Source organism: Kocuria sp. HSID17590 (assembly GCF_003989485.1).
In the GTDB taxonomy this organism is placed as follows: domain Bacteria; phylum Actinomycetota; class Actinomycetes; order Actinomycetales; family Micrococcaceae; genus Kocuria; species Kocuria salsicia.
The window spans coordinates 13,733-27,229 of the sequence record NZ_RBMB01000006.1 but is presented as its reverse complement, the minus strand read 5'-3'; the positions used below and the strand labels follow the sequence as shown (position 1 = coordinate 27,229).

At 71.6% G+C, this 13,497-nt stretch carries 13 protein-coding genes; 5 read left to right on the top strand and 8 right to left on the bottom strand.

Going from position 1 to position 13,497, the window contains the following annotated elements:
- Positions 1-71: 71 nt before the first annotated feature.
- The 4 genes from D8M39_RS03055 to D8M39_RS03040 are packed head-to-tail and all read right to left on the bottom strand — an operon-like array spanning position 72 to position 5,296.
- The gene (locus D8M39_RS03055; protein WP_126874374.1) at positions 72-1,784 is read right to left on the bottom strand and encodes an ABC transporter ATP-binding protein; all 1,713 of its coding nucleotides are present in this window, start codon (positions 1,782-1,784) and stop codon (positions 72-74) included.
- Entirely contained in the window at positions 1,777-2,670 is an 894-nt protein-coding gene (locus D8M39_RS03050) for an ABC transporter permease (RefSeq protein WP_342353650.1), read from the bottom strand. The genes D8M39_RS03055 and D8M39_RS03050 overlap by 8 nt, the downstream gene beginning before the upstream one ends.
- Positions 2,667-3,620: an ABC transporter permease gene (locus D8M39_RS03045; RefSeq protein ID WP_126874373.1), complete on the bottom strand. Its 954-nt coding sequence runs from the start codon at positions 3,618-3,620 to the stop codon at positions 2,667-2,669. The genes D8M39_RS03050 and D8M39_RS03045 overlap by 4 nt, the downstream gene beginning before the upstream one ends.
- A gap of 35 nt (positions 3,621-3,655) precedes the next feature.
- Entirely contained in the window at positions 3,656-5,296 is a 1,641-nt protein-coding gene (locus tag D8M39_RS03040; protein WP_126874372.1) for an ABC transporter substrate-binding protein, read from the bottom strand.
- Positions 5,297-5,782: 486 nt separating this feature from the next.
- On the opposite strand from D8M39_RS03040, the gene D8M39_RS03035 reads away from it, so the two are divergent.
- The gene (locus D8M39_RS03035; RefSeq protein WP_126874371.1) at positions 5,783-7,132 is read left to right on the top strand and encodes a helix-turn-helix domain-containing protein; all 1,350 of its coding nucleotides are present in this window, start codon (positions 5,783-5,785) and stop codon (positions 7,130-7,132) included.
- A gap of 150 nt (positions 7,133-7,282) precedes the next feature.
- Positions 7,283-8,302, top strand: a complete 1,020-nt coding sequence (gene adhP, locus D8M39_RS03030; RefSeq protein ID WP_126874370.1) for an alcohol dehydrogenase AdhP — start codon at positions 7,283-7,285, stop codon at positions 8,300-8,302.
- 162 nt (positions 8,303-8,464) lie between these two features.
- Here the strand turns inward: adhP and D8M39_RS03025 are convergent, their stop codons facing one another.
- Positions 8,465-9,124, bottom strand: coding sequence for a GAP family protein (locus tag D8M39_RS03025; RefSeq protein ID WP_055083678.1), 660 nt, complete (start codon positions 9,122-9,124; stop codon positions 8,465-8,467).
- A gap of 94 nt (positions 9,125-9,218) precedes the next feature.
- Here D8M39_RS03025 and D8M39_RS03020 point away from each other — a divergent pair, with 94 nt between their 5' ends.
- Positions 9,219-9,818 (top strand): TetR/AcrR family transcriptional regulator, encoded by a 600-nt coding sequence (locus D8M39_RS03020; RefSeq protein WP_126874369.1) that lies wholly within the window; start codon positions 9,219-9,221, stop codon positions 9,816-9,818.
- A gap of 171 nt (positions 9,819-9,989) precedes the next feature.
- Here D8M39_RS03020 and D8M39_RS03015 read toward each other — a convergent pair whose 3' ends face one another.
- Positions 9,990-10,250: a hypothetical protein gene (locus D8M39_RS03015; RefSeq protein ID WP_126874368.1), complete on the bottom strand. Its 261-nt coding sequence runs from the start codon at positions 10,248-10,250 to the stop codon at positions 9,990-9,992.
- A 70-nt stretch (positions 10,251-10,320) separates the two neighbouring features.
- Positions 10,321-10,956 (bottom strand): endonuclease, encoded by a 636-nt coding sequence (locus tag D8M39_RS03010; RefSeq protein WP_126874367.1) that lies wholly within the window; start codon positions 10,954-10,956, stop codon positions 10,321-10,323.
- A gap of 144 nt (positions 10,957-11,100) precedes the next feature.
- On the opposite strand from D8M39_RS03010, the gene D8M39_RS03005 reads away from it, so the two are divergent.
- A complete protein-coding gene (locus tag D8M39_RS03005; RefSeq protein WP_126874366.1) occupies positions 11,101-11,583 on the top strand; it encodes a pyridoxamine 5'-phosphate oxidase family protein in 483 nt (160 codons plus the stop codon).
- Positions 11,584-11,819: 236 nt separating this feature from the next.
- Here the strand turns inward: D8M39_RS03005 and D8M39_RS03000 are convergent, their stop codons facing one another.
- Positions 11,820-12,242, bottom strand: coding sequence for a rhodanese-like domain-containing protein (locus D8M39_RS03000; protein ID WP_055083687.1), 423 nt, complete (start codon positions 12,240-12,242; stop codon positions 11,820-11,822).
- A 48-nt stretch (positions 12,243-12,290) separates the two neighbouring features.
- Here D8M39_RS03000 and D8M39_RS02995 point away from each other — a divergent pair, with 48 nt between their 5' ends.
- Complete coding sequence (locus D8M39_RS02995; RefSeq protein WP_126874365.1) at positions 12,291-13,496, top strand: type III polyketide synthase; 1,206 nt, start codon at positions 12,291-12,293, stop codon at positions 13,494-13,496.
- The last annotated feature ends 1 nt before the right edge of the window (position 13,497 follow it).

Genomic DNA, 13,497 nt, shown 5'->3' with positions numbered 1-13,497 from the left:
GCCCCGTCCCCGTCGCGGCTGCTTCATCCTCGTCACGACGGAGCGCCCTACCGGGACCAGACCAGCGGGGCTCAGCTCAGCCGCGGCGCGGCCTCGATCAGCTCCCTCGTGAACGGGTGTGTCGGGTGCGAGAGGACGTCCTCGGTGGGGCCGGACTCGACGACCACCCCGTTCTGCAGGACCACAATGTCATCGGAGGAGTGCCGGACCACCCCGAGGTCGTGGGAGACCAGCACAATCCCGAGCCCGCGCTGCGCCTGCAGCTCGTCCAGCAGGTCGAGCACCTGCGCCTGGACGGAGGCGTCCAGCGCGGAGACGGGCTCGTCCGCGAGCAGCACGGCGGGTTCCACCGCGAGCGCCCGAGCAATGGCGACGCGCTGCCGCTGACCGCCGGACAGCGTCCTCGGTCGGGCGCGCGCGGCGGCGGGGTCCAGATGGACGGACTCCAGCAGGTCGGCCACACGCTGCGGATCGCGCCGCCCCAGCGCATCGGTGAGCACCTGGCCCACGTCCCAGCGCGGTTCGAAGGACCCCAGCGGGTCCTGGACGATCATGGCCAGCTGACGTCGGCGCGCTCGCCGTCGTCGTTCGGGCAGGGCGGACCACGGTTCACCGCGCAGCCGCACGTCCCCGGACTCGACGGGCAGCAGCCCGGCCAGGGCCCGCAGCAGCGTGGACTTCCCGGAGCCGGACTCGCCCACGAGCCCCACGGTCCGACCGGCGCGCAGCGTGAGGTCGGCACCGCGCACCGCGGGCTCAGAGGTACCGCCGTAGCGCACGACGACGCCGCGGGCCGAGAGCAGTGGGCTCGCCTCGCGCGGTGCGTCCAGGCCGCGGCGTTCTGGTTCCTGAGGTGCAGGGTCCAAGCGGTACGAGGAGGCGGGACCTGGCACGGCGCCACCCAGCGAGACAGCAGGGGTGGCTGGTGCTGGGGCGTTGCCCTGCGTGGCGACGGTGCGGGGTCTCGCGTCTCCGGGAAGCCGCGCCGCGGCGTCGGGCAGCAGGGCCTCGCCGCGGGGCCGCCCCCACGGAACCGAGGCGACCAGGCGGCGCCCCTCCGTGGAGGCCGGGTCGGCCATGACCGTACGGAACGGGCCGGTCTCGACAACGCGTCCGGCGTCCAGGATCACGACGTCGTCCGCGACGCGACGCGCCGCACCGAGGTCGTGCGTGATGAACAGCAGCGATCCGCCGGCGTCCACGCGTGCCCGCAGCAGGTCCAGCACCACGGCCTGGCGGGTGGTGTCCAGCGCGGTGGTGGGCTCGTCCGCGACGACGACCTCCGGGTCCGCCGCGAGCGCCGCCGCAATGAGAGCGCGCTGACGCATGCCGCCGGAGAGCTCGTCCGGGCGACGCCGGGCCGCGGCCGGGTCGAGTCCCACGGACTCCAGCAGGGCGGGGACGTCCACGGCGGTGCCGGCCAGGCGGGCGGCGTCGGCCACCTCGGCACCCACGGGCCGCAGGGGATCCAGCGAGCCCAGGGCATCCTGCAGCACGGTGCCGACCACGCGCCCCCGGATCCGCCGCCACGCGCGCTCGGCGCGGGATCCGCGTTCGCCCAGCCCGGCGACGTCGTGTCCCGCGATCCGCAGCACGTCCGCGGTGACGACGCCCCCGGTGAGGCCGATCAGCGCGCGCGCCGTCACGGACTTGCCGGACCCGGACTCGCCCACGAGTGCCACGGCGCGCCCGCGGGGCAGCACGAGGTCCACGCCCCGGACCGCCGCCACGTCCCCGAAGCACACCCGCAGGTTGCGGGCGCTGACCACCGGATCCTCAGCCACCGGCGCTCCGTCCCGCCAGGTGCGCGGAGAGCCTGCGTCCCAGGAGGGTTGCCACCACTCCGACCGCCACGATGGCCAGGCCCGGGAAGACTGTCATCCACCACGCGCTGGTGACGTACGTGCGCCCGGCGTTGAGCATCGCGCCCCACTCCGGCGCGGGCGGCGGTGCGCCGAGCCCCAGGTAGCCGAGCGCCGAGGACCACACGATCGCCTGCCCCAGCCCCAGGGTGGCGACGGCGAGAAGTGGCCCGAGCGCCCCGGGCAGCACATGGCGCACGACGATGCGCAGGGGGGAGTGGCCCAGCATCCGCGCGGCCTCTACATGCCCCGAGCGGGAGACGCGGCGCACCTCGGCGCGCAGCAGGCGCGCGTAGCCGGGGGCTGAGGAAAGTCCCACGGCCACGACGACGCCGGCCACGCCGGGTCCGCGCACGGCGATCAGCAGCAGCGCGAGCAGCAGGGTGGGGAAGGCGAGCATGGCGTCGATCAGCCGTGACCCGGCGGCGTCCAGCCAGCGTCGCCCCAGGCCCGTGAGCAGTCCGAGCACCGCGCCCAGTCCCACGCCCAGCACGGTGGCCGCCACGCCGATGAACAGGGAGGGCCCGGCGCCGTGGACCACGCGGGTGAAGACGTTCCGGCCGGACTCGTCGGTGCCGAACGGGTGGCTCCAGCCGGGGGCCTGGAACGCCTGCGCGGGGTCGACCGCGAGCGGATCACCGGGAGCGAGCAGCCCCGGGAACAGGCCCGCGAGGGCGAGCACCGCGGCGCACGCCAGCAGCACCCACAGACCGATCTGCGAGGCCAGGGGGCCCGGTGCTTGGGAGCCGGGCGTGCGGCGCCGTCGTGCCCGGCGATCCGGGGCGTCCAGGGAGGGGACGGCGCTCACGAGGCCCCCCGGGTGTCGACGGCGGCGGTCAGGGCGTCCGCGGCCATGGTGACGAGCACGTACCCGAGTGCCGCGAACAGCGTCACCCCGAGCACGAGGGGAACGTCCCGGGAAGTCACTGCGGAGACCAGAGAGCGCCCCAGACCGGGCCGCGCGAACACCGTCTCGATCACCACCGCCCCGGAGATCAGGTAGCCGAAGGACCACCCGGAGAGGTTGATGCCGGGCACCAGACCGTGGCGCAGGGCATGGCGCACGCGCAGTCCCCCGCGGGTCTCACCGCGGGTACGGGCGGCGAGGGCGAAGGGGGAGTCCAGGGCGGTGAGCATGGCCTCGCGCATGGTCTGGGACAGGTAGCCCGCCAGCGGGACCGCCAGGGAGAGCACAGGCAGCACCAGGCCGCGCGGCGTGGCGTCGGAGACCGGCGGGAACCAGCCCAGGTGCGTGGCGAAGACGATGATCAGCACGGAGGCGAGCCAGAAGCCCGGCAGCACCGAGGCCACGATCTCCACTGCGGAGGCCACGCGCGCGGCGAGCCGGGACGTCCCCGTGGCCACCATCGCGGTGCCCAGCGCGAGCAGCCACGCGCACAGCAGGGCCAGCACGGCCAGCGTCAGGGTGGGGCCGATCAGCGGGGCCATGACCTCGGTGACGGGTGCGCGGTGCGAGTAGCTCGTGCCCAGGTCCCCGGTGAGCACGCGGCCGAGGTAGGCGAGGTACTGGACGGGCAGCGCCCGGTCCAGGCCGTACTGCTCGCGGGCTGCCTGCAGGGCTTCGGCGCTCGCCTGCGAGCCGGGCCCGCCCAGGGCGGCCTCAGCCGGGTCGCCGGGCAGCAGCTGCAGCACCCCGAACGCCACGGTGGCCACGAGCCACAGCGCCACCAGCGCCCCGCCCAGACGGATCAGGACGGGGCGCCAGGGCCGACGCCGATGCACGGTCGCGGTGGCCACTCAGCCCACCGGTTCCCGGCTCGCGCTGCGGGCGCTCACGAGGCGGGCAGCGGTTCCACGTCCAGGAACGTGGGAGTGTTGACGGTGGGCAGCGCGCGCAGGCCCTTGACCCCGGTGGAGTGCAGGAAGTGGTTCTGCTGGTCGTACAGGGGCAGGATCACCTGGGCGTCCGCGATGATCTGCTGGGCCTGCTCGTAGAGCTTCGCGCGCTCGTCCGCGTCCGTGGAAGCGCGGGCCTTGTCGAGCACCGTGTCCAGCTGCTCGTCGTCGATCTGGGCGTGGTTCGCGAAGTACCCGGACGGTGCGGGCTTGATCGAATCGGAGTGGTACAGGATCCGCAGCACGTCCGGGCCCACCTTGGTGTAGGGGGCGTCCACGAGCTCGTAGTCGTCCTTGCCCAGCGCGGAGTACCAGGACTGCAGGTCCACCGGCTGCAGCTTCACGTCGATGCCCACCTCCTTGGCGCCGGCCTGGATCTGCTCGAAAAGCGACTGCTCAGCCGGGATGGACTGGTTGGTGCTCACCGGGAAGCGCGCGGTGAGCTTCTTCCCGTCCTTCTCGCGGATGCCGTCCGAGCCCTTCGTCCAGCCGGCCTCGTCCAGCAACCGGTTGGCGGCGTCGACGTCGTGGGGGTAGGAGCCCGGCATGTCCTTGCTCAGCGGCTCGGTGGAGCCCAGCGCGGAGGTGGAGCGCGGCGCCGTGCCCATGAACAGGGACTGGATCCCGTCGTCCACGTTCGCGGCGCGGATGAAGGCCTCTCGTACCTTCTTGTCGTTGAACGGCGCGTGCCCGGAGTTCAGCTCGATGCGGTTGGAGGAGCCGGGGCGCGGGGCGTTGAGGTCCTCGAGCCCGGAGTTGTCCCCGGCCGCGGTGATGTTGTTGGGCTGGGCGTTGTCGATCACGTCCACCTCGCCGGAGGACAGCGCGTTGTACCGGGTGGTGGCGTCCGGGATGAAGCGCCAGACGATCTCCTGGAGCTTCGCTGGGCCGTCCTGGTTCGCGGCGTCCGCCGGGGCGGAGGTGTAGTTCTCGTTGCGCGTGAGCACCACGCGGTCCTGCTTGGTCCAGGAGTCCACCACGAACGGGCCCGTGCCCACGGGGGAGGCACAGTTCTCCTCCTGGGAGCGCTTGAGCGCGGTGGGGGACTCGATGGCGTTCCAGGGCTGCGCGAAGGACTCCAGCAGCGCGGAGTCCGTCTGCTTCAGGTGCACCACGGCCACATGGTCGTTCGCCCCGCGGGTGACGTCTGCGATCTGCTGGAAGGCCAGGTAGCCGGTGGAGGAGGCGGTGTCCGGGTCCAGCAGATGGTCCACGTTCGCCTTCACGGCCTCCCACGTCAGGGGCGTGCCGTCGGTGAACTTCACGCCGTCCTTTAGCACGAACTCCCAGGTCTTCCCGTCCGCCGACTCCTTCCAGGACTCCGCGAGCCAGGGGATGATCTTGCCGTCCTTGTCCCGGCTGACCAGGGACTCGGCGAAGTTGGTGCCCAGCAGCGCCTGCGGGTAGTTGCCGCCCACGTGCGGGTCCAGGCACTCGGGCTCGGCGTCGCCGGTCGCGTAGTTCAGGGTGGTCCGCGTGCTCTGCGCGTCCTGGGCGCCGGAGCAGCCGCTCAGCGCAAGGGTCGCGGCCGCGAGGGCTGCGGGCAGGGCGAGCAGACGGGTGGTGCGGGTGCGCATGCTTCTCTTCTCCGTTCGGCGCGGGGTGGTCCACGACGTCGTGTGCCGGGCAGGGCGCGTCCCTTGCGGCGGGGGCGCTGCGTCCGGCCGCGCCCGGCGACGATCGGGCCGTCTCACGCCCCGGCCACCGCCCGCGGTGGGCCAGATCCACCCTACGTGCGATCACAGCTTCCTGGGAGGTCGCCGAACGTGTTTTACGCCGCACGACTGGCGCCTCCGGGGTCCTCCACTTCCGCGGCCGTGCGGGTCAGTCTGCACACCGTCGCGTTCGGGAGCTGGTGGTGTCACGCCGGGGCGAGTTGCCCCGGATCCTTGTACGGATTCCACGACCTCAGTAGGTTCGAGACGAGGTTGAGCGAGGCTCAACCCGCTCGGCTCGTTGGAGGTGAAGGGCATGGGCCACACCGTGGTCATCCCGCTGGTCCTGCGGGACGGGCGTGTCTGCACCGGTGCCCGCACCGCAGGGTGGGGTTTGGTGGTGACCTGATGTTCGACGCCTTCCTCTCCGACCACGACTACCAGCGCGAGGTGCGCAGGGCACACGCGGGGCTGGACCGCCTGGCAATCGACGGTGACCGTACCCCGGCGGTGCGGGACGTGGTGCTGCGCTCCTGGATCCGTTCCGTGCGCCACCTGGAGTCACCGGAGGGCGTCCTCGTCCAGACTGTCCACGAGCGGGCCGGCCTGGAGGAGGCACGCCGCGCCCACCCGTTCCACGACGTCCTGGGGCTTCTCCACACGCGGCTCGTCGAGCCTGCAACTCGAGCAGGGCTGCTCGTGGCACTCAGCGACGCCCACGGAACACTGCTGTGGGTCGAGGGCGGCGGAGACACCCGTCGCCGGGCCGAGGGGATGGGATTCGCACCGGGCGTGGACTGGTCCGAGGCCGCGATGGGGACCTCTGCCCCAGGACTGGCCATTGCGAGTCGAACGGGCGTCCAGGTCAGCCAGGCCGAGCACTTTGCGGCCCCGGCGCAGCAGTGGAGCTGCAGTGCGGTGCCCGTCCTGCATCCCGTCACGGGAGAGGTGATCGGCGTCATCGACGTCACGGGTGGCGAGGACGCGGTGTCGTCCCTCGTGCTGCCCCTTCTCGAGTGCACGTCCCAGGCCGTGACTCGAGAGCTCGGATCTCTGCTGGACCCGCGCGCAGCGGGTCGTGGGTGGGCAGACAGAGCGCGTGAGGACCTCGGCGGAACCGTGGCGTCTCGCGCGACGGCGGTGAACGCCGGGTTGCCTCGGACAGAGGCACCCAGGGTCCGGCTGCGGGTCACCGGTGCCCCTCCCGCAACCATCGGCTGGGGAGGGCAGAGCCGGGACCTCTCGACCCGCCACGCCGAGTTGCTCACTCTGCTGCACTGGCACGCCGGCGGCCTCAGCGCGGCGGAACTCGCCGAGGCGTTGTGTCCCGGTGGCGGTCAGGAGGTCACGGTCCGGGCGGAGATCGCCCGTCTCCGCAAGGGAATTCTGCTCCACGGGGACGGCCTCATCGGCGTGGCATCCCGGCCGTACCGGTTGACAGGGTCACTGGTTAGCGACGTCGCACTGTGCCACCGAGCGCTGGGCCTCGGGGATCTCGCCGCCGCAATGCACCACTACCGCGGCCAGCTTCTTCCCGGTTCCGAGGCTCCCGGAATCAGGGAGATCCGTGACGAGGTGTCCGCGCTGCTGCGCGAGACGGTCCTGCAGGCGGGATCGTGGTCGCAGCTGTGGCACTACTCGACCCTCCCGGAGGCCCACGCGGATTCCGAGGTGCTCATGGCCGTTCTTGCTCGGGCTCCCCGGGCTGCTCCGGAACGTTGCGCGGCCATCGTCCGCCTCGAGTCCCTCGAACGCTGAGATCCGACGTTGCAACCCTCCTGCAACCTTGCTCTCGGTAGCGTCGAAGGACATCACGGACCGGACGGTCGGACAAGGTGGACACGGACCTCGTCCACACCCGTCGTTCCCACCGGACGTGGACACAGAGAACTCAACGAGGAGTTGGACATGTCTTCCATGAACGCGGCAGTTGTCAAGGGATTCGGCGAGGACCTGGTCGTGGGGCCGAACGAGATCCCCGAACCCGGACCGAACCAGGCGCTGGTGAAGCTCATCGCCTCCGGGGTCTGCCACACGGATCTCCACGCCGCGGGCGGCGACTGGCCCGTCAAGCCGAAGCTCCCCCTGATCCCGGGCCACGAGGGCGTGGGCATCGTGGAAAAGGTGGGCGAGGGAGTCACGGAGATCGAGGTCGGGCAGATGGTCGGCAACGCGTGGCTGTGGTCCGCGTGCGGCCACTGCGAGCACTGCCGCCAGGGTTGGGAGACGCTCTGCGAGGAGCAGGTCAACGGTGGCTACGGCGTTGACGGCTCGTTCGGCGAGTACATGCTCGTGGACGCGCGCTATGCGGCCATCATCCCGGAGGGCGCCGATCCCTACGAGATCGCCCCCGTCCTGTGCGCGGGCGTCACCGTCTACAAGGGACTCAAGCGCACGGAGGTCAAGCCCGGTCAGTGGGTCGTGATTTCCGGGATCGGCGGTCTCGGGCACATCGCAGTGCAGTATGCGGTGGCCATGGGTATGCGCGTGGTGGCGGTGGACGTCGCCGACGACAAGCTCGCTCTCGCGAAGCAGCACGGTGCCGAGCTCACTGTCAACGCATTCGCGGAGGACCCCGCGGAGGTCATCCAGCAGGAAATCGGGGGCAGCCACGGAGTGCTCGTGACCGCGGTCCACCCCCAGGCCTTCGGGCAGGCGATCAACATGACGCGTCGCGGCGGGACGATTGTGTTCAACGGCCTGCCTCCGGGCGACTTCCCCGCTCCGATCTTCGACATCGTGCTCAAGGGACTCACGATCCGCGGATCGATCGTGGGCACGCGGCAGGACATGATCGAGGCCCTCGAGTTCTACGCGGCGGGCAAGATCCACCCCACCTTCAGCAAGCGTCCCCTCGAGGACATCAACGCCATTTTCGAGGAGATGTCACACGGCAAGATCGATGGCCGCGTGGTCATCGAGTACTGACCCGTAGCAACCGAGCCGGCCACGGGAACGAGGGTGGTCCGGTGACCAGACCGCACGGCGTCGTCGTGCCTTGCACACCATGCCGACTGTCCCGGGGATCCCCCCCCCCCCCGGGACAGCTGGCACGGTGCCGTGGGGTGCTGACCGGTGGTGGAGGACTGACTACAGCAACGCCGCGAATCCCGTGCTGGCCATCCAGAAACCAACGATCCCGGCGATCCACAGCAGCGTGATCTTCGTCTGGTGCTCCAGAGTAGGGACGACTCGCTCGAGCCTGGGCCAGATCCGTTCACCCAGCAGCGCGGCTCCTGTGATCAGCACCAGCGCGGGGACGATCATCACGAGGCAGTACCCGGCTAGGAGCACGAGTCGCGCGGTCCATCCCACGGGCATGGCCGTGATGATGCCGTTCGCCGCGAGGTAGGGGACCATCGTGGCCGCCTCCGTGAGCGCCGCGCCAGCGCCGAGGACGATCATGGCCGCGGGATTCTGCCGGGACGGCACCCGGCGCAGCCCCTCCTTCTTGACGGGATCGGGAGCGAAGACCCCGTAGCCGAACAGGCCGAGACCGGCGATCAGCTTGAACCACTGGGCCGGCCGGCTCGCCCACACATCCGCCGCGAGATGCGAGAGCAGGTCGAAGCCCAGGGCTATGCCCACGCCGAGGCCGAAGTAGATGAGCACGACCGTCGCGAAGTAGACCGCGAGCGGTACCGCGTCCACACGCCGGCGGGCGATCACGAGGACGAGCGGGATCACTAGGGTCCCCAGGCTCGTGCTGTCCAGCAGCGCCAGCCCGACCAGTGCCAGGAGATCGCCCATGCCCCCCCTCTTCCCATACGAACGTAAGATCCAAGAACGACAATACGTTTGTACGAGAGCGGGGGCAATACACTCGTGCGAGAGGTGAGGCGCGATGACCGGTGACCGAGACGTCCCTTCGGGCGGCGGGACGCGAGAGAAGATCGCCGAGGCCGCGATCCGGGTGATCGCCCAGCAGGGCTTCGATGTGGTGAGTGTGCGCAGCGTGGCCCAGGAGTCCGGGCTCTCGGCGGGTACCGTGCAGTACCACTTCAGGACCCGCAGGGACCTGCTGGTGGCCGCGCTCGAACGCTCCGTGGAGCGGCAGACGGAGCGTGTCATGGCGGCCCGAGGGCTGCCGGGCTACCGGGCGTCGCTGTGCCGGGCCCTGCGCGAACTCCTGCCGCTGGAGGGCGTCCGTCACGAGGATGCCGCGGTGTGGGTCAGCTACGGGGCCGCAGCGTCCACGCGTGACTGGCTTGCCGAGCTCTATTGGCAGGCCATGCGCACGTTCCACGACCTCGTGCGCGCGGCACTGGAGCGGGCGCAGCAGGACGGGAAGTTGCGGGACGGACTCACACCGGAGACCGCAGCTCCGCTCGTCACGGCACTGGTGAACGGTCTGACGATCGACCACCTGAATGCACCGGAGGAGGTGAGAGCGCGGGTCGAGACTGCGCTCGACCGTGGCCTGCGGCTGATCCTCAGTGACTGACTGACTGGCGACGACGCCCGGGCCGGCTTCGCGCGCCCCGCGGGGGTGCTGCCGTTCCCGGCCCTGGACCGCACATCTGTGAGGGAGAGCTCGCGGCTCGCACGGACTGGATTCCGGACACCCCGGCGACCTCGTGCTCACCGTCGCTCGCGCTGCAGGGTCGAGAGCCGCTCACGGAGCTCGGACTGCTCCTCCGGGGGAGATCTCGGTCCCGCTGGGCTGGGCCGCCTCCCTGCAGAGGTCCGGGCCCGGGAAGTCGCCCAGCTGGCGCGCGCGCAGGCTGGACCCGGCCCCGGCGAGCATCACGAACCCCACGCAGAACTGGGCGATCGACAGCCCGTAGTCCATCACCTTCGCCACGACCATCGAGGCGATCGAGTGGAAGACCTTGCCGTGGGACTGGGCCCGGAAGCAGCTGCCGTACTGCTGCATCTCCTGTCCCGAGGCCGAGTCGCCTCACCCGCTGCGCGCGGGTCACGGTGGTTGCCGGGGCGCCGTGCGTTCAGCACAGCGGGTCGCCCGCGCCGCGGTGCAGGGCCGTCCGCACCAGGCCGGAGGCCAGGACCGGCAGCTGGTCGGGACGCACGAGATCAGCCAGGCGGGCGGCGTCGTCGGGAAGCCCGAGCTTCACCGCACCGGACAGCGCCTTCTTGTCGAAGAACGGGGCGAGGACGGGCCACACACCCTGCGCCTCGCGGCCGAAGATCGCAGCACCCGTGGGCCCGATGCCCGGGAACTCCTGGAGCCGTTTGAGGATCTGACCGGGGCCGTCGCAGGCGTCGCGCAGGTGGCGCAGGTCGCCGTCGTCGTCCCGGGGGAGCTGCTGCGCGCCGTCGTGGAGCATCGTGGCCGTGCGCTCGTCGTAGCGTCTGTACCCGCCGCGACCCAGCGCCGCCACGAGCGCGGGGCGCGACGCCGCACGCATTCTCTCCGGGGTGCGGAACCCGGCCGCGAACAGCTCCCGCGCGGTGGCAACGGCCGCACCCGCGCCGATCCGGGCCGAGAGCAGGTTGGCCAGGACGAGCAGCTGGAACAGGGGAGCGGGCGTGTCCGCCAGCTCGATCCCGGCCTCCTGCGCGTACGTGCGGTCGTGGCGCGCGAGCAGCAGCGCAACGGTCTCCTCGTGCGAGCGGCCCATGCGGCGTCGCCTCCCTCTCCGTTTCTCAACCCGTCGTGTTCCCGGTCAATGCTAATTAGACTGATGGTGCGTGCCGCGCCGGCGGCCCCGTGAGGTCCTCCGACGGAGCACGCGACCACAGCCTCAATCCGAAGGAGCGTCACGGTGGAAGACAACGAGCAGGTCCAGAAGGTCCGGGACATCATCAAGAGCACCCGCATTGCGATGCTCACGCACCTGGACGACGAGGGCCACCTGATCTCCCGGCCCATGGCCACCCAGGACGTGGACTTCGACGGCACGGTGCGCTTCATCGCCGAGCGCGCCTCGGCGCAGGGCCAGGCCATCCAGAAGAATCCCGAGGTGAACGTGGCCTACTCGGGCAACGGCGCGTGGGTCTCCCTGTGCGGCACGGCGCGCATCGTCAACGACCCGGACCAGCTGCGCGAGCTGTGGAGCTCCTTCACGGAGTCGTGGCTCGAGGGCGGCCCGGAGAACCCGAACAACGTGCTCATCGAGGTGGACGGGCACACCGCCGAGTACTGGGACGCCCCGGGTGGCAGCAAGATCACCCAGGTGGCCAACCTCCTCAAGGCCAAGGTGACGGGCGAGACGGTGGACGGCGAGAACGGGGCCGTGGACCTCTGATCCACACGTTCTCGTCACGCGTCGGGGGCCGCGTCCGTCATGCACGGGTGCGGCCCCTGTCGTGTCCGTCGGCCCTGCTCCGCGGGTCGTTCGGACCGGGGCTGCCGCGGTGATCGTGGGGACGACGTCGCCGGGCCGGGTCTGCCCGCGAGCCCACCGGAGCCGCGGGCACCGGACGGCGCGCCGCGCGGTGCCGACGTTTCCGGGCCGCCACCGGGAACGGGTGGGGGAGGACGTCAGGGCCGGACGTCCGGCGGATCCATGGTGGTGGGCAGGCCCGCCTCGTGCCACGCCTCGAAGCCGCCGACGACGTCCGTGACGCGTGAGAGCCCCATCTCCCGCAGGTTCCAGGCGGCCAGGGACGTCGCGTAGCTGTGGCGGCACACGAGGATCCACCGCTGCTCCGGTGACACCGCCTCCGGAACGGACCAGGCGAAGTCCGGGTCCAGCCGCCACGGCAGCACCGTGAGGTCGATGACCAGCGCGCCCGGGATGTGCGGGCCGTCCCCGCGGTGGGTCTCGGTGCGCACGTCCACGATGATCGCGCCCTCCTGCTGCTCCCGGTACGCCTCTTCTGGGCTCAGCCGGTCGAGGTTCTCGCGCACGCGGTCGAGGAACTGGACGGAGCGGGGGCGGGTGTCGTCGGGGTGCTCGGTCATGGCCCCAGGCTACGGCCCTGCCCGCTGTGAGGGTGCCTACCATGGGCCATGACTGTTCGCATGCTGTCGATCGCCACCGAGGTCCCGGACACCATGATCCGCCAGGAGGACGTGGCGGAGGTCTTCGCCGAGCAGCCGGGCATGACGCGGCTGGGCACCCGCCTGGTCCGCGCCACGTTCCGCGCGGCCGGTGTGGACACGCGCCACACGGTGCTTCCCGAGCTGGGTGCCCTCGCCGACGCCGCACGGGCACGCCGGGACGATGCCGCGCCGTCGGGTCCGGAGGGCACCGTTCGCCCGCGCGAGGAAGGTGACGGTGCGACGTCGTCGTCGTTCGTCGGGGCCGCCGCGGGGCAGCTGCTCTCCCCGGGCACGCACGAGCGCAACCGGATCTACACGGAGAACGCGCGTCGCATGTTCGTCTCGGTGGCTCGCGCCGCGCTGGACCGCGCGCCGGTCGAGGCGGCGGACGTGACCCACGTGGTCACCGTGTCCTGCACCGGTTTCTTCGCGCCGGGACCGGACGTGCGCGTGGCCAAGGACCTCGGGCTGCCCGCGGACGTGGCCCGCACGCACCTGGGGTTCATGGGCTGCAACGCGGCCTTCCCCGCCCTGCGGGCCGCGGCCACCGCGTGCCGCGCGGACCCGCAGGCCGTGGTCCTGGTGGTGTGCCTGGAGCTGTGCACGCTGCACCTGCACGTGCGCAACGACCCGGACACCGTCATGGGCAACGCCCTGTTCGCGGACGGGGCGGCCGCAGCGGTGGTCAGCGCGCGGGAGGTCCCCCGCGCGGGGCCGAGCATGGAACTGGTGGACTTCGAGACCGCACTCGCTCCCGTGGGCGAGGACGAGCTCGCTTGGAGTGTGGGGGACGAGGGCTTCGAGATGATCCTGGGCGCGTACGTGCCGCGGATCATCGACGACCACGTGGTCGACGCACTGGCCCCGCTGCTGCGCCGCACGGGCGAGACGGCGGGGCGCGTACCGCAGTGGGCGGTGCACCCGGGCGGGCGCAGCATCCTGGACAAGGTGCAGTCGCGGCTGGGGCTCACGCAGGAGCAGATGGCGCCCTCCCGGAGCGTGCTGCGCGAGGCCGGGAACATGAGCAGCGCCACCATCCTGTTCGTGCTGGAGCGGATCCTCGCCCGCGGGGAGCCCGGCGCGGTGGCGGCCATGGCGTTCGGGCCGGGGCTGAGCATCGAGAGCGCGCTGCTGCGGGTGCTGCCCGGGCCCGCCGACGGCCGGGGCGAGTGAC